The 20,824-nt window shown below is 61.0% G+C and carries 22 protein-coding genes; 16 read left to right on the forward strand and 6 right to left on the reverse strand.

What is annotated here, in order from left to right; translation table 11 throughout:
- The first annotated feature begins 7 nt into the window (after positions 1 to 7).
- Entirely contained in the window at positions 8 to 880 is an 873-nt protein-coding gene (gene cysW / locus A7J50_RS01015; RefSeq protein ID WP_003218139.1) for a sulfate ABC transporter permease subunit CysW, read from the forward strand.
- Positions 881 to 883: 3 nt separating this feature from the next.
- Positions 884 to 1,864 carry a sulfate/molybdate ABC transporter ATP-binding protein gene (locus A7J50_RS01020; RefSeq protein WP_034101869.1) on the forward strand — a complete coding sequence of 327 codons (981 nt, stop codon included), beginning with the start codon at positions 884 to 886 and terminating at the stop codon, positions 1,862 to 1,864.
- 108 nt (positions 1,865 to 1,972) lie between these two features.
- Here the strand turns inward: A7J50_RS01020 and A7J50_RS01025 are convergent, their stop codons facing one another.
- On the reverse strand, positions 1,973 to 2,500 hold the full coding sequence (locus tag A7J50_RS01025; RefSeq protein WP_064450148.1) for a DUF962 domain-containing protein: 528 nt from the start codon (positions 2,498 to 2,500) through the stop codon (positions 1,973 to 1,975).
- Between the two features lie 83 nt (positions 2,501 to 2,583).
- Here A7J50_RS01025 and A7J50_RS01030 point away from each other — a divergent pair, with 83 nt between their 5' ends.
- The gene (locus A7J50_RS01030; protein ID WP_064450149.1) at positions 2,584 to 3,279 is read left to right on the forward strand and encodes a Crp/Fnr family transcriptional regulator; all 696 of its coding nucleotides are present in this window, start codon (positions 2,584 to 2,586) and stop codon (positions 3,277 to 3,279) included.
- A gap of 29 nt (positions 3,280 to 3,308) precedes the next feature.
- Entirely contained in the window at positions 3,309 to 3,674 is a 366-nt protein-coding gene (locus tag A7J50_RS01035) for a response regulator (protein WP_064450150.1), read from the forward strand.
- Between the two features lie 659 nt (positions 3,675 to 4,333).
- Here the strand turns inward: A7J50_RS01035 and A7J50_RS01040 are convergent.
- On the reverse strand, positions 4,334 to 5,338 hold the full coding sequence (locus tag A7J50_RS01040) for an AraC family transcriptional regulator (RefSeq protein WP_064450151.1): 1,005 nt from the start codon (positions 5,336 to 5,338) through the stop codon (positions 4,334 to 4,336).
- 101 nt (positions 5,339 to 5,439) lie between these two features.
- On the opposite strand from A7J50_RS01040, the gene A7J50_RS01045 reads away from it, so the two are divergent.
- Complete coding sequence (locus tag A7J50_RS01045; RefSeq protein WP_064450152.1) at positions 5,440 to 6,534, forward strand: fatty acid desaturase; 1,095 nt, start codon at positions 5,440 to 5,442, stop codon at positions 6,532 to 6,534.
- Here A7J50_RS01045 and A7J50_RS30305 read toward each other — a convergent pair.
- The 3 genes from A7J50_RS30305 to A7J50_RS01060 form a co-directional block, all read right to left on the reverse strand.
- Positions 6,425 to 7,360 (reverse strand): LysR family transcriptional regulator, encoded by a 936-nt coding sequence (locus tag A7J50_RS30305; protein WP_082895807.1) that lies wholly within the window; start codon positions 7,358 to 7,360, stop codon positions 6,425 to 6,427. The genes A7J50_RS01045 and A7J50_RS30305 overlap by 110 nt on opposite strands.
- Positions 7,361 to 7,456: 96 nt before the next feature.
- On the reverse strand, positions 7,457 to 8,626 hold the full coding sequence (locus A7J50_RS01055) for a CynX/NimT family MFS transporter (protein ID WP_064450154.1): 1,170 nt from the start codon (positions 8,624 to 8,626) through the stop codon (positions 7,457 to 7,459).
- Positions 8,613 to 9,074 carry a nucleoside deaminase gene (locus tag A7J50_RS01060; protein ID WP_064450155.1) on the reverse strand — a complete coding sequence of 154 codons (462 nt, stop codon included), beginning with the start codon at positions 9,072 to 9,074 and terminating at the stop codon, positions 8,613 to 8,615. The genes A7J50_RS01055 and A7J50_RS01060 overlap by 14 nt, the downstream gene beginning before the upstream one ends.
- A gap of 107 nt (positions 9,075 to 9,181) precedes the next feature.
- Here A7J50_RS01060 and A7J50_RS01065 point away from each other — a divergent pair, with 107 nt between their 5' ends.
- From A7J50_RS01065 to A7J50_RS01115, 11 genes are all read left to right on the forward strand, one after another.
- Positions 9,182 to 10,033: a LysR family transcriptional regulator gene (locus A7J50_RS01065; RefSeq protein WP_064450156.1), complete on the forward strand. Its 852-nt coding sequence runs from the start codon at positions 9,182 to 9,184 to the stop codon at positions 10,031 to 10,033.
- Positions 10,034 to 10,273: 240 nt separating this feature from the next.
- Positions 10,274 to 11,080: an energy transducer TonB gene (locus tag A7J50_RS01070; RefSeq protein ID WP_064450157.1), complete on the forward strand. Its 807-nt coding sequence runs from the start codon at positions 10,274 to 10,276 to the stop codon at positions 11,078 to 11,080.
- A gap of 51 nt (positions 11,081 to 11,131) precedes the next feature.
- Positions 11,132 to 11,854, forward strand: a complete 723-nt coding sequence (locus tag A7J50_RS01075) for a MotA/TolQ/ExbB proton channel family protein (RefSeq protein WP_156526313.1) — start codon at positions 11,132 to 11,134, stop codon at positions 11,852 to 11,854.
- Between the two features lies 1 nt (position 11,855).
- Positions 11,856 to 12,257 carry an ExbD/TolR family protein gene (locus tag A7J50_RS01080; RefSeq protein ID WP_064450159.1) on the forward strand — a complete coding sequence of 134 codons (402 nt, stop codon included), beginning with the start codon at positions 11,856 to 11,858 and terminating at the stop codon, positions 12,255 to 12,257.
- A gap of 254 nt (positions 12,258 to 12,511) precedes the next feature.
- The gene (locus tag A7J50_RS01085; RefSeq protein ID WP_064450160.1) at positions 12,512 to 13,093 is read left to right on the forward strand and encodes an alpha/beta hydrolase; all 582 of its coding nucleotides are present in this window, start codon (positions 12,512 to 12,514) and stop codon (positions 13,091 to 13,093) included.
- Positions 13,094 to 13,142: 49 nt separating this feature from the next.
- Positions 13,143 to 14,066 carry a sigma 54-interacting transcriptional regulator gene (locus tag A7J50_RS01090; protein ID WP_064450161.1) on the forward strand — a complete coding sequence of 308 codons (924 nt, stop codon included), beginning with the start codon at positions 13,143 to 13,145 and terminating at the stop codon, positions 14,064 to 14,066.
- A gap of 126 nt (positions 14,067 to 14,192) precedes the next feature.
- Entirely contained in the window at positions 14,193 to 14,975 is a 783-nt protein-coding gene (locus A7J50_RS01095; RefSeq protein ID WP_064450162.1) for a MetQ/NlpA family ABC transporter substrate-binding protein, read from the forward strand.
- A 501-nt stretch (positions 14,976 to 15,476) separates the two neighbouring features.
- Complete coding sequence (locus tag A7J50_RS01100; RefSeq protein WP_064450163.1) at positions 15,477 to 16,142, forward strand: amino acid ABC transporter permease; 666 nt, start codon at positions 15,477 to 15,479, stop codon at positions 16,140 to 16,142.
- Positions 16,123 to 16,782 (forward strand): amino acid ABC transporter permease, encoded by a 660-nt coding sequence (locus tag A7J50_RS01105; RefSeq protein ID WP_064450164.1) that lies wholly within the window; start codon positions 16,123 to 16,125, stop codon positions 16,780 to 16,782. Before A7J50_RS01100 ends, A7J50_RS01105 begins: the two co-directional genes overlap by 20 nt.
- Positions 16,779 to 17,555: an amino acid ABC transporter ATP-binding protein gene (locus A7J50_RS01110; protein ID WP_064450165.1), complete on the forward strand. Its 777-nt coding sequence runs from the start codon at positions 16,779 to 16,781 to the stop codon at positions 17,553 to 17,555. Before A7J50_RS01105 ends, A7J50_RS01110 begins: the two co-directional genes overlap by 4 nt.
- A complete protein-coding gene (locus A7J50_RS01115) occupies positions 17,552 to 18,409 on the forward strand; it encodes a transporter substrate-binding domain-containing protein (protein ID WP_064450166.1) in 858 nt (285 codons plus the stop codon). Before A7J50_RS01110 ends, A7J50_RS01115 begins: the two co-directional genes overlap by 4 nt.
- A gap of 1,220 nt (positions 18,410 to 19,629) precedes the next feature.
- On the opposite strand, the gene A7J50_RS01120 is transcribed toward A7J50_RS01115, so the two are convergent.
- Positions 19,630 to 20,790, reverse strand: coding sequence for an AAA family ATPase (locus tag A7J50_RS01120; protein WP_064454835.1), 1,161 nt, complete (start codon positions 20,788 to 20,790; stop codon positions 19,630 to 19,632).
- Positions 20,791 to 20,824: the final 34 nt, after the last annotated feature.

The raw sequence follows: 20,824 nt of genomic DNA on the forward strand, positions 1-20,824 counted from the left end.
GCGGAACATGTCCCAATCGTCTATTTCCGCCGCGTCCTCGGCCAACGCTGCCCGTCGTGGCAGCGCGGTGTCCCGGCGCATCCTGATCAGCCTGGGCTGGCTGGTGTTCTTCCTGTTCCTGCTGCTGCCGCTGTTTATCGTGGTGTCCCAGGGCTTGAAGAACGGCCTCGGCGCATTCTTCACCGCAATCCTCGAACCCGACGCGCTGTCGGCGCTGAAGCTCACGGTGATCGCCGTGGTAATTTCGGTGCCGCTCAACGTGGTATTCGGGGTCAGCGCCGCCTGGTGCGTGAGCAAGTACTCGTTCCGTGGCAAGAGCATCCTGGTCACGCTGATCGACCTGCCGTTCTCGGTGTCGCCGGTGATCGCGGGCCTGGTCTATGTGCTGATGTTCGGCGCCCAGGGCTTCTTCGGCCCGTGGCTGCAGGACCATGACATCCAGATCGTGTTCGCCTTGCCGGGCATTGTGCTGGCGACCATTTTCGTGACGGTGCCGTTCGTGGCCCGTGAACTGATCCCGCTGATGCAGGAGCAGGGCACACAGGAAGAAGAGGCCGCGCGCCTGCTCGGTGCGAATGGCTGGCAGATGTTCTGGCATGTGACCGTACCGAACATCAAATGGGGCCTGATCTACGGCGTGGTGCTGTGTACTGCGCGGGCCATGGGTGAGTTCGGCGCGGTGTCGGTGGTGTCCGGCCACATTCGCGGCGTGACCAACACCCTGCCGCTGCACGTCGAGATCCTCTACAACGAATACAACCATGTCGCCGCGTTTGCCGTCGCGAGCCTGTTGCTGATCCTGGCGCTCTTCATCCTGCTGCTCAAGCAGTGGAGCGAGAACCGTATCAACCGCCTGCGCAAAAGCGCCGGTGAGGAATAAGTCATGTCGATTGAAGTCCGTAATGTCAGCAAGAATTTCAACGCCTTCAAGGCCCTGAACAGCATCAATCTGGACATCCAGAGTGGCGAGCTGGTGGCGTTGCTGGGCCCGTCCGGCTGCGGCAAGACTACCTTGCTGCGCATCATTGCCGGGCTGGAAACCCCGGATGACGGCAGCATTGTGTTCCACGGTGAAGACGTGTCCGGCCACGACGTGCGGGATCGCAACGTCGGTTTTGTGTTCCAGCACTACGCGTTGTTCCGCCACATGACAGTGTTCGACAACGTCGCCTTCGGCCTGCGCATGAAGCCGAAAAACCAGCGCCCGAGCGAAAGCCAGATCGCGGTCAAGGTTCACGAACTGCTGAACATGGTGCAGCTCGATTGGTTGTCTGATCGCTATCCGGAGCAACTCTCCGGTGGCCAGCGCCAGCGTATCGCCCTGGCCCGTGCGCTGGCGGTGGAGCCCAAAGTCTTGCTGCTCGACGAACCGTTCGGCGCCCTAGACGCCAAGGTCCGTAAAGAACTGCGCCGCTGGCTGGCGCGCCTGCACGAAGACATCAACCTGACGTCGGTATTTGTGACGCACGACCAGGAAGAGGCGATGGAAGTCGCCGACCGTATCGTGGTGATGAACAAGGGCGTGATCGAGCAGATCGGTTCACCGGGCGACGTCTACGAAAACCCGGCCAGCGATTTTGTGTACCACTTCCTCGGCGACTCCAACCGCCTGCACCTGGGTGAGGACAAGCACGTGCTGTTCCGCCCGCACGAAGTGTCGCTGTCGCGCCATGAGCTGGAAGACCACCATGCGGCTGAAGTGCGTGATATTCGTCCGCTGGGTGCGACTACACGGGTGACCTTGAAGGTGGAAGGCCAGAGCGAGCTGATTGAAGCTGAAGTGGTGAAAGACCACGACAGCCTCACCGGCCTGGCCCGTGGCGAGACGCTGTTCTTCAAACCCAAGGTCTGGCAAAAAGCCTAAGCCTACTGCAATACCCATGTGGGAGCGGGCTTGCTCGCGAATGCAGAGTGTCAGTCAACAGATATACCGACTGATACACCGCTTTCGCGAGCAAGCCCGCTCCCACATTTAGACCTTGCTCGGCTTTAGATCACGGCGTTCCACCGGCCCGGACCGCTGCTCAATCTGCTGCTTCAGCTCATCCCGCAACCCCACCATAAACGCCAGCTCCGCCACCACAAACAACGGCCCGACGATCAGCCCCGACACGTCATCCACAAACGCCGGCTTCTTGCCTTCGTAGTAGTGGCCGACAAACTGAATTACCCAGCCCACCACAAACATCCCGATGCCGCTGCTGAGCCAGACCATCGTGCTCTGTGCGGCCAGCACGTGCCCGGCCCACACCGACAAGCCCATCAACACCGTCATCAGCACGCCCAGCGCGAGCTCCAGACGCAGGTAAAACCACGCTGAAAACAGCGCAAGCATGACGGCAGGCGAGAGCCAGAGCCCGCCCACTGACCATTCGGGGCGTGACAGCAGCACGGCCACTGCCACGACAATCAGTGGAATGCCGATGAAGTGGCTGGCGATATTGCGGGGGTCGCGATGGTAGGCGGCGTATTGACTGAGATGGTCGACGAGGCTTTTCATTATTGTTCCTCCTGTAGGATGTTTGATCATGCCCTGTCAGCCGGCGACTGACTGTCAGCTGGGCGACAATCTTCGGAGTTGTCATGGACACAGAGAAATGGCACGCGCAGTTGGCCACGGGCCATTGGTTCAGCCACCTGCCGGGTTCTTTTCAGCATAGCCTGCTGGCCCACGCCCGGCAGCGGCAGCTGGCGGCGGGGCAATACCTGTTCAAACGCGGCGACCCGCCGTGTGGCCTGTACGCGGTGCTCGACGGCACGCTGCGCATCAGCGCAGTGAATGAGCACGGCAAGGAAGCGGTATTGAGCCAGGTCGAGCTGCCTTACTGGTTCGGCGAAATCTGCCTGTTCGACGGCCTGCCGCGTACCCATGACGCCTGCGCGGTCGGGCCGTGCACGCTGTTGCAGGTGCCGCAACGGGCGCTGCTGAACATCCTGGATGAAACCCCGCAATACTGGCGCGACCTCGCCTTGCTGATGAGCCAGAAACTGCGCCTGAGTTTCATTGGCCTCGAACACCTCAGCCTGATGCCTGCCTCGGTTCGATTGGCCCACCGCTTATTGATGATCGTTGAGGGTTACGGTGATATCCAACCCTCCAGAAGCAGTGTGCAACTGCCCCAGGAAGACCTGGCGGCGATGTTGAGCCTGTCGCGCCAGACCACCAACGCTTTGCTCAAGGACCTGCAAGCCCAGGGCATCGTGCGCCTGGGCTATGGCGAGATCGAAATCCTTGATGCCCAGCGACTGCGTGAGGCGGCGCACACGCCAGGGTGTTAGCCTGCAAGCCTGATTAATCGAGGTGTGTTATGCGTGTGCTGTTAGTGGAACATGAATCCGAAGAAGCACAGCGGATGGCCCAGGGCTTGAACGAAGCGGGCTACACCGTGGAGGTCGCAGCCAATGGCATGGCGGCGTTGCGTTTCGTGGAAAGCACCGAGTACGACCTGGTCATTCTGGATGTGATGCTGCCGGGCCTGAATGCCTGGAAGTTGCAGCAGGCGATTCGGTTGAAGGGCGAGACGCCGATGTTGTTCTTGACCACGCCGGGCGGGATTGAAGACCGACTGCGTGGCCTGGAACTGCATGAAGATGATTATTTGCTCAAACCGTTCGATGCCAAGGCGTTGGTGGCGCGGGTAAGGAAGTTATTGCGACGTGATCGTGGGCGCTGACTGATCCCGTTCATGGGTTGCCGGGGCTATCGCCATCGCGGGCAAGCCCGCTCCCACATTTGACTGGGTTCACACATCAAAATGTGGGAGGGGGCTTGCTCCCGAAGGGGCCCTCACAGTCACCCAAAATCTCCCTGCCGCCATCGCAGGCAGCCAGCTCCCACATTTGACTGGGTTCACCAATCAAAATGTGGGAGGGGGCTTGCTCCCGAAGAGGCCCTCACAGTCACCCAAAATCTCCCTGCCGCCATCGCAGGCAAGCCAGCTCCCACATTTGACTGGGTTCACACATCAAAATGTGGGAGGGGGCTTGCTCCCGAAGGGGCCCTCACAGTCACCCAAAATCTCCCTGCCGCCATCGCAGGCAAGCCAGCTCCCACATTTGACTGGGTTCACACATCAAAATGTGGGAGGGGGCTTGCTCCCGAAGGGGCCCTCACAGTCACCCAAAATCTCCCTGCCGCCATCGCAGGCAAGCCAGCTCCCACATTTGACTGGGTTCACACATCAAAATGTGGGAGGGGGCTTGCTCCCGAAGAGGCCCTCACAGTCACCCAAAATCTCCCTGCCGCCATCGCAGGCAAGCCAGCGTGAACACAGTCAACCTGTGGGAGCCGGGCTTGCCCGCGATGAGGCCCTCACAACCGCTACACATTCCGCTACCGCAACCCATCGCGAAACTGCCCCGGTGTCATCCCCGTCCAGCGCTTGAACGCCCGATTGAAACTGCTGGTATCGGCAAAGCCCAGCAAATGGCTGATCTCGGCCAACGAACACTGCGGGTCCCGCAGGTGCAGCAGCGCCAGGTTCTCGCGGCACTCATTGAGCAGCGCATCAAACCGACAGCCTTCATCCGCCAGATGCCGCTGCAAACTGCGCAGGCTCAGGTGCAGCGCCTGGGCGATCCGCTCGGCACTTGGCTCGCCCTCCGGCAATTGCGCCTCAATGGCCGCGCGCACCTTGCGCTCCCAGGTCAGCGGTTGTAACTGGGCAAGCGTGCGTTTGAGCACCGTTTCATTGTGTTCGGCCAACTCGGGGTTGGCGTCATCCAGATGGCTGTCGAAGTCCCTTGCGGCAAACTCCAGGCGGTCTTCCTCAGCGCCAAAAAACACCGGCGCGCGGAATACCGTGTGCCACGGCTTGGCGTCAGCCGGCTCCGGCCGTCGCAGGTGCACCGCCAGCGGCGCGTACTCCCGGCCCAGTCGATTACGGCAGGTGCGCACATAGATCGCCGCAAATGCATCAATCGCTTCCAGTGCCGGCGCCGGGCTGCCCGGTGGCTGCAGCAGGCGAAAGTGGTAGCGCTCGCCCTCTCGGCTAAGCTCCAGCGTCAGGGCATCACTGACCACCTGGTGATAACGCACGATCCGCTCGAACACCTCGCGCAAGCTGCCGCTGGCCACCAAGGCATAACCCAGCGCATGAAAGGTCGTGGGGCTGACAAACCGCGACACCCGCAACCCGATCGCGGGATCGCCGCTGGCCTGCACTGCCAGTTCCCACAAGCGCGTGGTCGCCGACAGCGGATAACGCGCGTTGGGGTCGTCCATCTGCTGTGGGTCGAGCCCGGCCTGGGCGCACAGCGCGGCGCTGTCGAGGTCCAGGGCATCGAGCTGTTTGCGCAGGGCGCGGGTCCAGCTGGCGAGCGAAGTGGGTTCGGTCATGGCGATTGGCGCTTGCGGTCAACAGGTTGGCGTGTGGGGCTGATGCCCTGGCGCACCGCTTGGGCCAGGATGCATCTATCAATAAACAAGAGGATGGAAGCATGGACGGTACTTCTGCAAGTCCCCAGCAGATGAATGCGCAACAGCGTTCAGCGCATATTCGCGAAGTGGTGCTCGCCGAAGGCGCCAGATTGCGCCAGCAGCACCCCTGGCTGCAGCATCAGGACGCGTTGGGCGCGGGCATCCTGGCCTTCGCGTTGCTCGGCATGCTCGGCTCGGCGGCGCTCTATATCACTGGGCATATGGCCTGGTGGGTGTGCCTGCTGCTCAATGCCTTCCTCGCCTCGCTGACCCACGAGCTGGAACACGACCTGATCCACAGCATGTACTTTCGCAAGCAACGCCTGCCGCACAATCTGATGATGGGCCTGGTGTGGCTGGCGCGGCCGAGTACGATCAACCCGTGGATACGCCGCCACCTGCACCTTAATCACCACAAGGTTTCCGGGACCGAAACCGATATGGAGGAGCGCGCCATCACCAACGGCGAACCGTGGGGTTTTGCGCGGTTGCTGATGGTGGGGGATAACGTGATGTCGGCGTTTATCCGCATGCTGCGTGCGAAAACCTGGAGCCACAAACTCAAGATCCTCAAGCGCTCGCTGCTGGTGTACGCGCCATTGGCGCTGCTGCATTGGGGCGCGTGGTATGTGTTCCTCGGCTTCCATGCCGCCAATGGCATTGCCAGCCTGATGGGCGTGCCGATCGAGTGGTCAGCCAACACCTTGCAGATGATGCAGGTGATCGACATCGCCGCCGTGGTGATCATCGGCCCCAACGTGCTGCGCACCTTTTGCCTGCATTTTGTCAGCTCCAACATGCACTACTACGGCGATGTGGAGCTGGGCAATGTGATCCAGCAGACCCAGGTATTGAACCCGTGGTGGATGTGGCCGCTGCAGGCGTTTTGTTTCAACTTCGGCAGCACCCATGGCATCCATCATTTTGTGGTGAAGGAACCGTTCTACATCCGCCAGATGACGGCCAAGGTGGCGCACAAGGTCATGGCCGACATGGGCGTGCGCTTCAATGATTTTGGGACGTTTTCGCGGGCCAATCGGCTCGGCTTTCCACCGCCAGCAGGGTTTCGATCAGCGCCTTCGCCGCAGGCGACAAACGAACCCCAGCGCGGCTGACCACGCCGCAGTGGTTGTTCAAACTGCCCAGGGTGTGAGGTAGGTTGCGCCAGTGCAGCACTACTAGCTCACCGCTGAGGAACGCGTCGACGAAGGCTTCTTCAGCCCCCAAGCCAATGGCGTCTGACTGCCGCACGATGGTGGCCAGAGCGGGAAACTGCTCAAGCTCGACAGCGGGCGCAAAGTCGATGCGCCCGCTGAGGTTGGCCAGCAATTTTCGAATGCCGGGCGGCATCAATGGCGCGGCCAGCGGGTAGCCGAACAGGTCATTGGTGGAGAGGCTGTCCTTGGCCAGCAGCGGGTGCCCGGCGCGGCAGAAAAATACCGTGCGTCGTGGGGTAAGGGCCTGGGTCTGAAAATTCGGATCGGCTTCAAAGTGACGCACATCGGCGATAAAGAATTCGATCTCTTCCCGGCTCAGGCTGCGCCCCAGTTTTTCCCAGTTATCCACCTGCAAGGCGGTGTGGACCTTGGGGTAGGTCGTGATAAAACGGGCTATCGCCAGGGGCACCAGGTTGACCGCCGCCACGGCGTCACTGCCAAAACGTACCTCGCCGGCGTCGAGCTTGGTCATGCGCGTGACTTCATGGCTCAACAACGCCGCACCTTGCACCAGGCCCAGGGCGTGCTGCAGCACCACCTGGCCTTCGGGGGTAGGGCGCAGGTCCTTATTGGCGCGGTCCACCAGTACGCAGCCGAACTCCTGTTCCAAACCCTGGATGCTGCGGCTGAAGGCTGGCTGGGTAATGCCCATGGCGTCGGCGGCGCGCACGAAACTGCGGTACTTGTTCAGCGCAATGAAGTAGCGCAGTTGGCGGAGATCCATAGGGGCCCGGCGTCCGAAAGGAGAACCGGGATTTTAAGGGGCGCGCTTATTCCGTCAACGAAGCGTGTTTGTTTTATCTAGACCTTAAATGCATATCTATAGAGCAGGCACCGTGCGATAGGTGGCTGGGCTGAACACCCGCGTCACCAGCAACATCGCCACCACCGTCACTGTCAGCACCACCCAGGCGCTGACAAAATTGCCGGTAAGTTCGCGCAGCCAGCCGGTCAGCCACGGCGAAATCGCGTTGATCAAAAAACCTACGCCTTGCACGAAAGCCGCCAGTTGCCCGGCTTGGCGCGGGTCGCGGTGGTGGTCCAGGGTCAGCAGCAGGCTCAGGGCAAAACACGCGCCCAGGCCGAAACCGCACAGCGCTACCCACAGGTGGGGATACTCCTGCGGCGCGATGATCAGGCCGAGGTAGCCGATGGTTTGCGCAAGCAGGCTGATGCCCAGCAAGGGCCGACGGTCGATACCGCGTTGCGCCAGCACCGGCATCAGCAGCGCGGCGATCACCTGGAAGATGGTCATGAAGGCCAGCAACGAGCCACTCGGCAATACGCCCCAGCCCAGTTGCTGATAGTACGCAGGCAGCCACGCCACCATGCTCATATAGCCGCAATTGACCAAACCGAAGTACAGCGCCAACAGCCAGGCCCGCCGGTTGCGCAGGCCCTTGAACGCGGGTGCTGCCTGCGGGTTTCTCACCGCGCCCAACGGCAACCACGCCCATAGCAATAACGCCCCCAGCGCCGGCAACAGCCACACACCCAACCCCGCCTGCCATTGCTGGAAATGCGTGGCCACTACCGGGCTGAGCAACGCTGCCAGGCCGCCACCGGCCATCAGCGAAGCGGAATACACGCCCATCGCCACCGGCACGCGGTGGTGAAATTCGCGCTTGATCATCGCCGGCACCAACGCCTGGATCAGCGCCACACCGGCGCCACCGAGCAATGCCGTGACCAGCAACGCCGACGCCTGGCCCATCAGCCAACGCGCCAGGCATGCCAGCAGAATCATCATTAAACCCAGGGCAATGCCACGCCGTTCGCCGAGTCGTGCCTCCACACGCACGCCGACCAGCGCCACCAGGCCCATGCACACCACCGGCAGGCTGGTGAGCAACGCACTGCTCTGGAAACTCAGGCCGGTGGCCTGGCGAATCTCGCCGAGCAAGGGGCTGATGGAACTGAGGATTGGCCGCAGGTTAAGCCCGAGCACCACCAGCAGGCCCCAGCCGGCAAAGGATTTATTCAGGGTCATGCAGGGCTTTCCATCGCTGATAGAGCGCGGTCATGGCGGCGTCGGGCAGGTGTTGGATCGGCAGGCGCTGTTCGCTCAACGGCAGGCCGACCTGTTGCCCAATCACCGCCGTCGACAGGCCGAACGGCTCGGCCATTGCGTTGCTGGCAGCAAACACCACGCGCTCTACGCCGCACAGGTACATGGCGCTCAAGCACATTGGGCATGGCTGGCCGCTGGCGTATATCACACAGCCTTCCAGGCGCGCGCCTACGCGTTGACTGGCCGCGCGAATCGCCAGCAGCTCGGCGTGGGCGGTGGGGTCCTGGGTCAGGTGGATCTCATTCACGGCTTCCACCAGCACCTCGCCATTGAGCGTCAGCACGGCGCCGAACGGTCGGCCACCTTTGGCCACGTTGGCGCTGGCCAGGGTTATGGCGCGTTGCAGGTGCTGATGATCGTCGGTCATTGCGGTCCCTCTGGGCAGAATGGAAGGTGAAGTATGGTCAGCTGCCGGAGTATTCTGAAATTAAATATAACCATGCCAACCAGTGGCAAATGGAATGGTGACGCGCCATGTTCGATCCCGTGTTGTTACGCAGTTTTGTTGCCGTGGTGGACTGCGGCAACTTCACCCGCGCTGCCGAGCGCCTGCACTTGACCCAATCCACCGTGAGCCAGCAGATCCGTCGCCTGGAAGATGCCGTGGCGTGCCAGTTGCTGGACCGCGACCAGCGCCGCGTGGTGGCCACCGCCGAGGGTGAGCGCCTGCTGGCCTATGCGCGGCGCATTCTGGCACTGCATGAAGAAGCTGCCGACGTGTTGATCAGCCAGCAAAGCGACGGGGTGTTGCGTCTGGGTGTGCCGGAGGACTTTGCCGCCGAGCGCCTGATGCCGTTGCTGTCGGCGTTCGTAGTGGCCTTCCCGCGAGTGCGCCTGGAGGTGACCAGTGGTCTGGGCCCGGAGTTGCAACGGCAGTACCGCGCGGGTGAATTCGACGTGTTGCTGGTCAAGCAGATGGGTGACAGCGATGACTGCCTGGCCTCATGGCCGGAACCGTTGTGCTGGGTGGACAGCCGCACCGCGCCGTCATTGGGGCGCGACCCGCTGCCCCTGGTGGCGTTTCCAGTGGGCGGTTTGTACCGCAATGAAATGCTCCACCACCTGGAAGTCGGCGGCTGGCGTTGGCGCATCGGCTATTCCAGCGCCAGCCTGGCCAGTGTGTGTTCGGCCGTGGCAGCGGGGTTGGGTATCAGCCTGTTGCCGCAACGGGTGGTGCAGCCTGGCCATTTGATACTTGGCAATGAAAGTGGTTTGCCGAGGGTGCAGGGTGTGCGTCTGGCGCTGTATGGCCGCAGTGGTTTGGGGGCGGCCGGGCAGGCATTGCAGGACCAATTGCTCGATTTGTGTACAAATAACCCGCACTGAACCATGCCTTCACTGAATATTTTGCATGCCTGAAAAGCATGGGAAAACAGCCGCTTCGCGCCAGCCCGCGAGGGGCGGGGTTCTGGCATTTCCCAGCGATGCTTTTATGCAATTTAGATCTATCTATAACTTTAAAGATTACTTTAAGAGATAAGCGTCTAACCCCGATGATTCAGCCCTCGACGGCCGCTTTGGCAGGCCCGTCGGTTTTTTGGTGTGAAAACCGTAGGGAGTGAATCAATGGGCAATGTCCAGACCGCCGCCAGTGCACGTGAGGCGCAATGGCGCCAGGCACCGGGTGGTGAGTTGGTCGACCTTGGCCGACCGCACCGCGCGCCGTTGGGGCAATTGCGCTTGCAGAAAACCCCCAGGCGCTTCTCGAGTCGTCGCGAAGGGGTTCTACTCGGGTTGCTGGTGTTGGCCCTGCACGGTGCGGTGATCTATTGGGTCAGCCAGAAGCCCACGCCGGTATTGCCGATTGTGCCGCCGGAAATCCCGCCGATGACCATCGAATTTTCCCAGCCGGCGCCGCCGGTGGTTGAACCGCCACCGCCTGTGCCGCCACCGCCCTTAGTCGAGCCACCGCCGCCGTTAGTGGATGAGCTGGCCGCCAGGCCGGCGCCGCCCAAACCGGTGCTTAAACCGAAACCCAAGCCAGTGCCAAAGCCTGAGCCCAAGCCCGTACCCAAAGCGGTTGAGCCGCCGCCCGTGCCACCGACGCCCGCGCCTCCAGCGCCTCCCGCACCGGCTGCTGCGCCGGCACCGGTGACACCCGCTTCTGCCAACGCCGCGTACCTGAAGAACCCGGCGCCGGAGTATCCGTCGCTGGCCCAGCGTCGCGGTTGGGAAGGCACGGTGTTGTTGCGGGTGCACGTGTTGGCCAGCGGTAAGCCGGGCGAGATCCAGATCCAGAAAAGCAGCGGTCGCCAACCACTCGACGACGCCGCCCTGACGGCGGTGAAGCGTTGGAGCTTCGTACCGGCCAAGCAAGGCGATGTGGCTCAAGACGGCTGGGTCAGCGTGCCGATCGATTTCAAGATTCACTAACTATTCGGCTGCGGTGTGTTGGACACGTCGCGACCTGCACAGAGGGAAAACATCATGGCATTGGCATCTCCCGTTGAATCCATCGAAAGCGCGGTGATCTGGCTGCTGGTGGCCTTTTCGGTCGCCACCTGGGGCTTTGCCCTGCTCAAGGGCGTGCAGTTCGGTCGCCTCAAGGCGCAGGATCGCAAATTCCATAATCAGTTCTGGGCGGCGTCGAGTCTCGACTCTGCCGCTGAACTGGCCGAAACCCAACCCGGCGCCGCGGCCCGTGTGGCCCAGGCCGGTTATGCCGCGATCCAGGTCGGTGACGCGCCACACGCTGCGGACTTGAGCCAGGCCATCAACCACCAGGATCGTCTCGAGCGTGCTCTGCGCCAGCAAATCGTACGGGAGCGTCGCTCCCTGGAAACCGGCCTGGCCGTGGTCGCGAGTATCGGCAGCACCTCGCCGTTTATCGGTCTGTTCGGCACTGTGTGGGGGATCATGGAAGCGCTGAAGGGGATCAGCGCCGCCGGTTCCGCCAGCCTGGAAACTGTGGCCGGCCCGATTGGTGCGGCGCTGGTTGCCACCGGCGTCGGTATCGCCGTCGCCGTGCCGGCAGTGTTGGTCTACAACTACTTCCTGCGCCGCCTGAAGCTGACGGCAGCCGACCTGGATGACTTTGCCCACGACTTTTACAGCCTGGCGCAGAAGAACTCCTTCCGCGTGCTGCTGCACCCTGCGCTGACCAAAAGCGCGGCTGGTAACCCGCAAAAAGTGAAGGAGGCGTCCTGAGATGGCCTTCTCCACGCAAGACAGTGATGAGGTGCTGAGCGAAATCAACGTAACGCCGCTCGTGGACGTGATGCTGGTGCTGCTGGTGGTGTTTATCGTCACTGCGCCGCTGCTGACCAATGCGATTCCGATCAACCTGCCCAAGACCCAGGCCGTGGCCCCGGTGGAGCAGAAAGACCCGCTGGTGGTGAGCATCGACGGCGCCGGCAAACTGTTTATCAACAAGGACGAAATCCAGCCGGACCTGCTGGAATTCAACCTGCAGGCGGCCAAGGTCAAGGACCCCGATGTGCGGGTGCAACTGCAGGCGGACGATGGCGTGAACTATGGCGAAGTGGCGCGAGCCATGGCGTCTATCGAGCGCGCGGGGATTACCAAGCTGTCGGTGATTACCGCCCGTTAGTTTCAAAAGTCTCGACAATTTTTGGGCCGTCTCCTTGGCAGGGTGCGGCCTTTTTTTTGCCTGGGATTTACCCAACACCGAAAGTCTCACTGAGTAACCCGATCAATGTGAGAGCTGGCAAGCCAGCTCCCACATTTCGATCCTTTTTGAATTTGATATTTTGGTTATTAATAAATAGCTTCTTATTCCTTAACGAATATAAACCGCGTCCCTATACTGGTCAGCAACGTTAAACGCTGCAGGAGGGCACACCCATGCACAGCGAGTCGATTCGTTATCTGATCGTGCCGGGCTGGCAAGGATCGCCAGAAGATCATTGGCAAAGTCATTGGCAAAACAGCCTGCCCAACAGTGCGCGTGTGGAGCAGGCCGATTGGCTGACGCCGCGTCGCGAAGACTGGGTGGCCGCGCTGGCCGAGGCCATCGCCGCCGACAGCACCCCCGTAATCCTGATCGCCCATAGCCTGGGGTGCATCACCGTCGCCCATTGGGCGGCCACTGCGCCGGTGCATTTTTTGCGTCAGGTGCGTGGCGCCTTGCTGGTGGCCCCGGCGGATGTCGAACGTCCGGCCTGTTCACCGGCCTTGCGCAACTTCGCGCCGATCCCGACCGACCTGCTGCCGTTTCCCAGCCAGGTGGTCGGTTCCGACAACGACAGTGCCGTCAGCGCCCCCAGGGCTCTGGAGCTGGCACGTCACTGGGGCGCCGAAGCCGGCATTCTGTCAGGTGCCGGGCATATCAATGTGAAGTCCGGCCACCAGCGTTGGGAGCAGGGTTTCGCCTATTTGTATCGCCTCCAGAGCCGCCTCGAGCATCACGCCCGGCGCACTGCCTGATCTTTTTTCAACGCCCCGTCCCTGAGTGGATTTGGGGCGGGAGCCTGCCATGAGTCATGAAACCTTCGGCCAGCCACTGCTGACCTTCCCCGACGCCGAAAAGAGCCCGCTGAGCATTCGCGCCAAGGCATTGGTGTTCGTCGACCCCCGTTCGCGGCAACTGCGCGAAGAGTTGGAAAGCCTCGCGCCGCGTGCCTTGCCCGTACTGATTCGTGGCGAGACCGGTAGCGGTAAAGAGCTGTTGGCGCGGCATATCCACCGGGGCAGCGACCGCGCCGGGCTGTTTGTTTCGGTCAATTGCGGCGCGATCAGCCCTACCTATGCCGACGCCGAACTGTTCGGCTATGCCGCCGGCAGCCACAGCGGCGCGGCCAGCAGTCGGGCGGGGTGGTTTGGTTCGGCCAACGGCGGCACCTTGTATCTGGACGAGATCGGCGACTTACCGCTGCCGATCCAGGTGAAATTGCTCGCTGCCCTGGAGAACCATGAGGTCACCCGTGTCGGCGCCCACCAGCCCAGCCCGGTGGATGTGCGGCTGGTCGCAGCTACCAGCATCGACCTGGCCCAGGCCGTGGCCGCCGGGAAATTTCATGAGCGTTTGTTCCACTACTTGAGCGAGGGCCAACTCGACCTGCCGGCTTTGCGCGAGCGTGTTGGCGACATTCTGTCCTTGGCCGAATACTTCCTCGGCATCTACAGCCAGCGCCTTGACCTGCCGGTGCCGCTGATCAGCGACGCCGCCCAACGCGTGCTGGAACACCACAGTTGGCCGGGCAACACCCGCGAGCTGGAAAACGTTATTCACTTCGCGCTGCTGGTGAGCAGTGGCGATGAAATTTTGCCCGAGCATCTGAATTTGCCGGTGGCGGGCTCTCCGTTGGACCAGTTGCAACGAATTTTCGCCAGCGCCAGCCCCGCTGAGCAACAAACCTTGCTCAAATTCCTACATGAACAAAATGGAATATCAACGTGAATAAAAGATATTGTTCGGGAATAAAAAATCTAGGTATTGTCCATCCCACGCCGCGATAGCACTTCGCTGGCACACCACAAAAAAACGGTCGTCAGAGACGCCCCGGAATTTCGATAAGGACACTGCATGAAAAAGGTTCTGTTGTTTACCGCACTGGCGGCTGCCCTGACTGCAAGCTTCGCCCAGGCCAACGAGAAACTGGTCGTTGCCGCCACCCCGATCCCGCACGCCGAGATCCTTGAGCTGGTCAAGCCGACCCTGGCCAAAGAAGGCGTGGACCTGGAGATCAAGGTTTTCACTGACTATGTACAACCCAATACACAGGTTGCCGAGAAGCGCCTGGACGCCAACTACTTCCAGACCCTGCCGTACCTGGAAAACTTCAACAAGGGCAAGGGCACCAACCTGGTCACTGTGATCGGCGTGCACGTTGAACCCATCGGCGGTTACTCGAAGAAGATCAAGAATATTTCCGAGCTTAAAGACGGCGCTACCGTGGCCATCCCGAACGAAGGCTCCAACAGTGGTCGCGCCCTGCTGCTGCTGCAAAAGAACGGTCTGATTACGCTGAAAGACCCGACCAATGCACTGTCCACGCCTAAAGACATCGCTTCGAACCCAAAACACCTGAAATTCAAAGAGCTGGAATCGGCCCTGCTGCCACGCGTGCTGGACCAGGTTGACCTGGACGTGATCAACACCAACTACGCCCTGGAAGCTGGCCTGAACCCGGCGAAAGACGCGCTGATCATCGAAGATGCCAAGTCGCCTTACGTGAACTTCCTGGTCGCACGTCCAGACAACAAGGACAGCGACGCTATCCAGAAACTGGCCAAGGCGCTGACCAGCCCGGAAGTCAAAGCCTTCATCGAGAAGAAGTACAACGGCGCGGTAGTGCCTGCGTTCTGATGTAAACAAAACCCCCTTCAAGGTTTGAACGCCGACGGCTTCTACAGCGTCGGCGTTTTTTTATTGGCCTGGAAATACGGGCAAGAACTGTGGGAGCTGGCTTGCCTGCGATAGCGGTCTGTCAGTTACAGATGCTCTGTCTGATACACCGCATTCGCGAGCAAGCCCGCTCCCACATTGGACCTTCAGCGTTTCAGAGCACGCGGCTATTGATCGCCCTGCGCAACGCCACCAACCACTTCACCAGCTCCTGCGGATCCATCGGTTTCACTTCGTTCATTGCTCATTCCCTCGAAAAAACAGCCTTCCCTCGACCCGAAGACCATAGCCTCCACCGGCCAAACCCGCGAATCCGGCGGTTATCTTTTTGGGTGATATCAATATGCTATTTAGGTATTTAAATTTTGCTTTTTATACCTTTAAAGTTCGCGCTACCCGACGTTACCCACGCCGGAACGGACTGCGCTCGCTGCATTACCCTTGCGGCGTCATGGACTCACAATGACTTTCGATTTCGCTTTTATCCTCAGCACCTTGCCGGCGTTTCTCAACGCCGTAGGGGTGACGCTGCAAGTGGGCTTGATCGCCATTGCCACCTCCTTGCTGGTGGCGCTGATCAACGCCGCGCTGCTGGTGTTTCGCACGCCTTACCTGTCACGCCTGGTGGCGTTGTATGTGGAGTTGGCGCGTAACACGCCGCTGCTCATCCAACTGTTTTTCGTGTACTTCGCCTTGCCCGCCCTGGGTTTCAATATTTCCGGGTTCTGGGCAGCCATCATCACCATGACCTTCCTCGGCGGCGCCTACCTCACCGAAGTGCTGCGCGCCGGTGTGGAAGCCGTGCCGCTGGCGCAGATCGAGTCGGGCAAATCCATCGGCCTGTCCGACTGGCAATTGCTGCGCCATGTGATCCTGCCCCAGGCCGGCATTCTCAGCCTGCCGGCGCTGTTCGCCAATTTCATCTTCCTGCTCAAGGAGACCACCGTGGTGTCTGCCGTGGCGGTGCCGGAGATTCTCTACACCACCAAGAGTTACATCGCGCTCTACTACAAGACCTACGAAATGCTCGCCGTGCTGACGCTGATTTGCGTGCTGTTGTTCTTGCCGCTGTCGCTGCTGCTCAGCCGCCTGGAAAGGAGGCTCCAGCATGGCCAGTTCGGGTCTTGAGCTGTTGTGGGTGTCGTTGCCGCAATTGGGCAAGGGCGCTGCGCAAACCCTGTCGATTTCTTTTTTGAGCATCGTTTTCAGCACTGTCGGTGGCGTGCTGTACGGCGTGTTACGCACGCTGAATAACCAGCTGATCAACCTCGTGCTGCGGGTTTACCTGGAACTGTTCCGGGCGATTCCGGTGCTGGTGTGGTTGTACCTGTTGTTTTTCGGCCTGCCGATTTTCTTCGGCCTGAGCATCCCGAGCTTCTGGTGCGCGGTGCTGGTGCTGTCGCTATGGGGCGCCAGCGAGGTCGGCGAAGTGGTGCGCGGCGCGTTGCATTCGCTGCCGCGTGGCCAGCGTGAAGCCGGCTTGTCGATTGGGTTGTCCGACCCGCAGTTATACGGCTATGTCCTGTTGCCCCAGGCCCTCAAGCGCATGACGCCGCCGACCATCAACGTCTACACGCGGATCATCAAGACCAGTTCCCTGGCCGTGCTGATCGGTGTGGTGGATGTGATCAAGGTCGGTCAGCAAATCATCGAGCGCACCTATGAGTCGGTACTGATCTACGGCGTGCTGTTCCTGTTTTTCTTCTTTATCTGCTACCCGTTGTCGGCCGCCTCCAAGGTGCTGGAACGGCGCTGGGCCCAAGCATGAGCGCATTGATCGAGTTCCAGGGTTTCAACAAATTCTTCGGTGAGCAGCAGGTGCTCAAAGGCATCGACTTGAGGGTACAAAGCGGCGAAGTAGTGGTGATCCTCGGTCCCAGCGGCTGCGGTAAAAGCACTTTGTTGCGCTGCCTTAACGGCCTTGAAGTGGCGCACAGCGGCAGCCTGCGCTTTGCCGGCAAGGAGCTGTTGGACAAACACACGGACTGGCGCCAAGTGCGCCAGGACGTAGGCATGGTGTTCCAGAGCTACCATTTGTTCCCGCACATGAGCGTGCTCGACAACATCCTGCTCGGCCCGCTGAAAGTGCAAAAACGCGACCCACGCGAAGCCCGCGAGCAGGCAGAAAAACTGCTGGAACGCGTGGGCCTGGCCGACAAGCGCGATGCCTATCCGCGTCAGCTTTCCGGTGGTCAGCAACAACGCATCGCCATCGTCCGCTCGTTGTGCATGAACCCCCAGGTCATGCTGTTTGACGAAGTCACCGCCGCCCTCGACCCAGAGATGGTCAAGGAGGTGCTGGAGGTGATCCAGGGCTTGGCCCGCGATGGCATGACCCTGCTGATCGTCACCCACGAAATGGCCTTCGCCCGCGCCGTCGCCGACCGCGTGGTGTTTATGGAGGCCGGTCGCATCCTCGAACAAAACACCCCCGAGGAATTCTTTACGAACCCGCAAACCGCACGCGCGCAGCAGTTCCTGGAGAAGTTCTCCTTTGTTTCAACACTGCCCAAAAAGACCAAGGAACTGGAGCTGATATGAAAACTGCCAAGTTATTACTGCCACTGCTCGCCGTCGCATTGCTGGCCGGCTGCGATAAGAAGGCCGAAGCGCCCGCGAAACCCGCCGCCGCTGTGAGCTACATCGACAAGATCAAGGCGCGCGACAAGCTGATCGTCGGCGTGTTTACCGACAAGCCGCCGTTCGGCTTTGTGAACGAAGCCGGTCGCTACGTCGGCTTCGATACCGACATCGGCCGCCAATTCGCCAAGGACCTGCTGGGCGATGAAAACAAAGTCGAATTCGTCGCCGTCGAGCCGGCCAGCCGTATACCGTTTCTGCAAAGTGACAAAGTCGACCTGATCCTCGCCAACATGACCGTGACCCCGGAGCGCAAGGAAGCGGTGGACTTCACCAACCCCAACCTGAAAGTCGCGGTACAGGCGCTGGTGCCGCAGGACAGCTCGGTGAAAAGCCTGGATGACCTGGCCACCCGCACCACCATCGTCACCACCGGCACCACTGCCGATATCTGGCTGACCAAGAACCACCCGGACTGGAAACTGCTCAAGTTCGAGAAAAACTCCGAGTCACTGCAAGCGTTGTCGGCCGGTCGTGGGGACGCGTATGCACAGGACAACCTGGTGCTGTTCAGCTGGGCCAAGCAGAACCCGGGCTACCGCGTACTGGAACAGAAACTCGGTGATGAAGCGCCGATTGCGCCAGCGGTGAAGAAGGGCAATGTCGAACTGCGTGACTGGGTGAATACCGAGTTGGCGAAGTTGGGTGAAGAGAAGTTTTTGCTCAAGCTGTATGACCAATACGTGCGTAAAGAGCTGAGCGATGACACCAAGCCTGAGAGTGTGATTGTTGAAGGCGGGAAGTGGCAGGGTTGATCCTTCGCTGACGGTTACACCGGTATCGCAGGCAAACCAGCTCCCACAGGGGGTTGGCGGCGCTGGGTGGTCTTGTGGTACTGGCTTATGTAGCGGGCAGAGTGCGGCCAATCTGATAGACGCAGATCCAAAGGTGGGAGCGGGCTTGCTCGCGAAGGCGGTGTGTCAGTCGCTGGAAAAATCGACTGGTCTACCGCTTTCGCGAGCAAGCCCGCTCCCACAGGGGCTTGGCGGCGCTGGGTGGTCTTGTGGTACTGGCTTATGTAGCGGGCAGAGCGCGGCCAATCTGATAGACGCAGATCCAAAGGTGGGAGCGGGCTTGCTCGCGAAGGCGGTGTGTCAGTCGCTGGAAAAATCGACTGGTCTACCGCTTTCGCGGGCAAGCCCGCTCCCACAGGGGTTTGGCGGCGCTGGGTGGTCTTGTGGTACCGGCTTATGTAGCGGGCAGAGTGCGGCCAATCTGACAGACGCAGATCCAAAGGTGGGAGCGGGCTTGCTCGCGAAGGCGGTGTGTCAGTCGCTGGCAATATCGACTGATTTACCGCTATCGCGAGCAAGCCCGCTCCCACAGGGGTTTGGCGGCGCTGGGTGGTCTTGTGGTACTGGCTTATGTAGCGGGCAGAGTGCGGCCAATCTGATAGACGCAGATCCAAAGGTGGGAGCGGGCTTGCTCGCGAAGGCGGTGTGTCAGTCGCTGGAAAAATCGACTGGTCTACCGCTTTCGCGGGCAAGCCCGCTCCCACAGGGGTTTGGCGGCGCTGGGTGGTCTTGTGGTACCGGCTTATGTAGCGGGCAGAGTGCGGCCAATCTGACAGACGCAGATCCAAAGGTGGGAGCGGGCTTGCTCGCGAAGGCGGTGTGTCAGTCGCTGGCAATATCGACTGATTTACCGCTATCGCGAGCAAGCCCGCTCCCACAGGGGTTTGGCGGCGCTGGGTGGTCTTGTGGTACTGGCTTATGTAGCGGGCAGAGTGCGGCCAATCTGATAGACGCAGATCCAAAGGTGGGAGCGGGCTTGCTCGCGAAGGCGGTGTGTCAGTCGCTGGAAAAATCGACTGGTCTACCGCTATCGCGAGCAAGCCCGCTCCCACAGGGGTTTGGCGGCGCTGGGTGGTCTTGTGGTACTGGCTTATGTAGCGGGCAGAGCGCGGCCAATCTGACAGGCGCAGATCCAAATGTGGGAGCGGGCTTGCCCGCGATGAGGTCGCCACAGTCACCATTTATTCCGGCCAATGCCACGCCGGCGCATCCAAAATCCCTTGCCCCACAATCCGCGTCTCGCCCAGCACCTTCTCCAGCACAATCGAATTACACCCGTCATCCTGCTGCAACGCCGCAATCAACCGGCTGGCATGGGACACCACCCACACCTGGCACTGCTGTGACGCCTGGATAATCAAGCGCGCCAGCGCCGGCAGCAAATCCGGGTGCAGGCTGGTTTCCGGCTCGTTCAGCACCATCATCGTGGGCGGCCGTGGTGTCAGCAGCGCAGCGACCAGCAGCAGATAACGCAAGGTGCCGTCCGACAACTCCGCGGCCGACAGCGGCCGCAGCAAACCTTCCTGATAAAACTCAAGCGCGAAACGCCCGCCTTGCAGCGGTTGGATATTCAAGCGTGCACCGGGGAACGCATCGCTTACCGCGCGCTGCAACGCCTCGGGGTCGCCAATCTCGCGGATGGTCTGCAACGCGGCGGCCAGGTCGCGCCCGTCGTGATGCAACACCGGCGTGCGCGTGCCCAGTTGTGGCTGGCGCACGGGCGCATCCACATCGCTGCGAAAGTGATCATAAAAACGCCAGCCCCGGATGCTTTCGCGCAGCAGCAACACCTCCGGCGAGCCGCGCAGGCTGCCGACCTGGTCGAACAGGCTGTGGTAATTCGGCGTGTGCTGAGCCAACACATCCCAGGCACGCCCCTCGCGTGCGCGCACCATCGGCCCGGAACGCTGCACCAGCAGGCTGGCCGGGCGGTAGATGTGGCCAGCCCAGATGCATTCCTTCTTCACTTCCGGGTCCAGGGAAAAATACGACTGGGTTTTTTCCGGAAGACCCAGGGAGATCGCATAGCTGAAATCCTCCCCGGCAAACCCCAGGCGCAGGCGTTTGACGCCTTGGCGCACCATGGGCTCTACTGGCACCTCGCCATTGCGCATGCGCCGGCTGATGGTTTCCGGCCCGGCCCAGAAGGTCGAATCCAACCCGCCTTCACGGGCCAGCGCATTGATCACCCCGCCTTGGGCGGTTTCCGCCAGTAGCCGTAGCGCGCGGTACAGGTTGGACTTACCGCTGCCATTGGGGCCGGTGACCAGATTCAGTCGGTCCAGGGGCACCACCAACTTATTGATTGAGCGATAATTGGCTACTGCGAGGGTTTTCAGCATGTGCATTCAGTCTGCATGGGAACCCTTGGAGTAT

This window comes from Pseudomonas antarctica (assembly GCF_001647715.1).
In the GTDB taxonomy this organism is placed as follows: Bacteria; Pseudomonadota; Gammaproteobacteria; order Pseudomonadales; family Pseudomonadaceae; genus Aquipseudomonas; species Aquipseudomonas antarctica_A.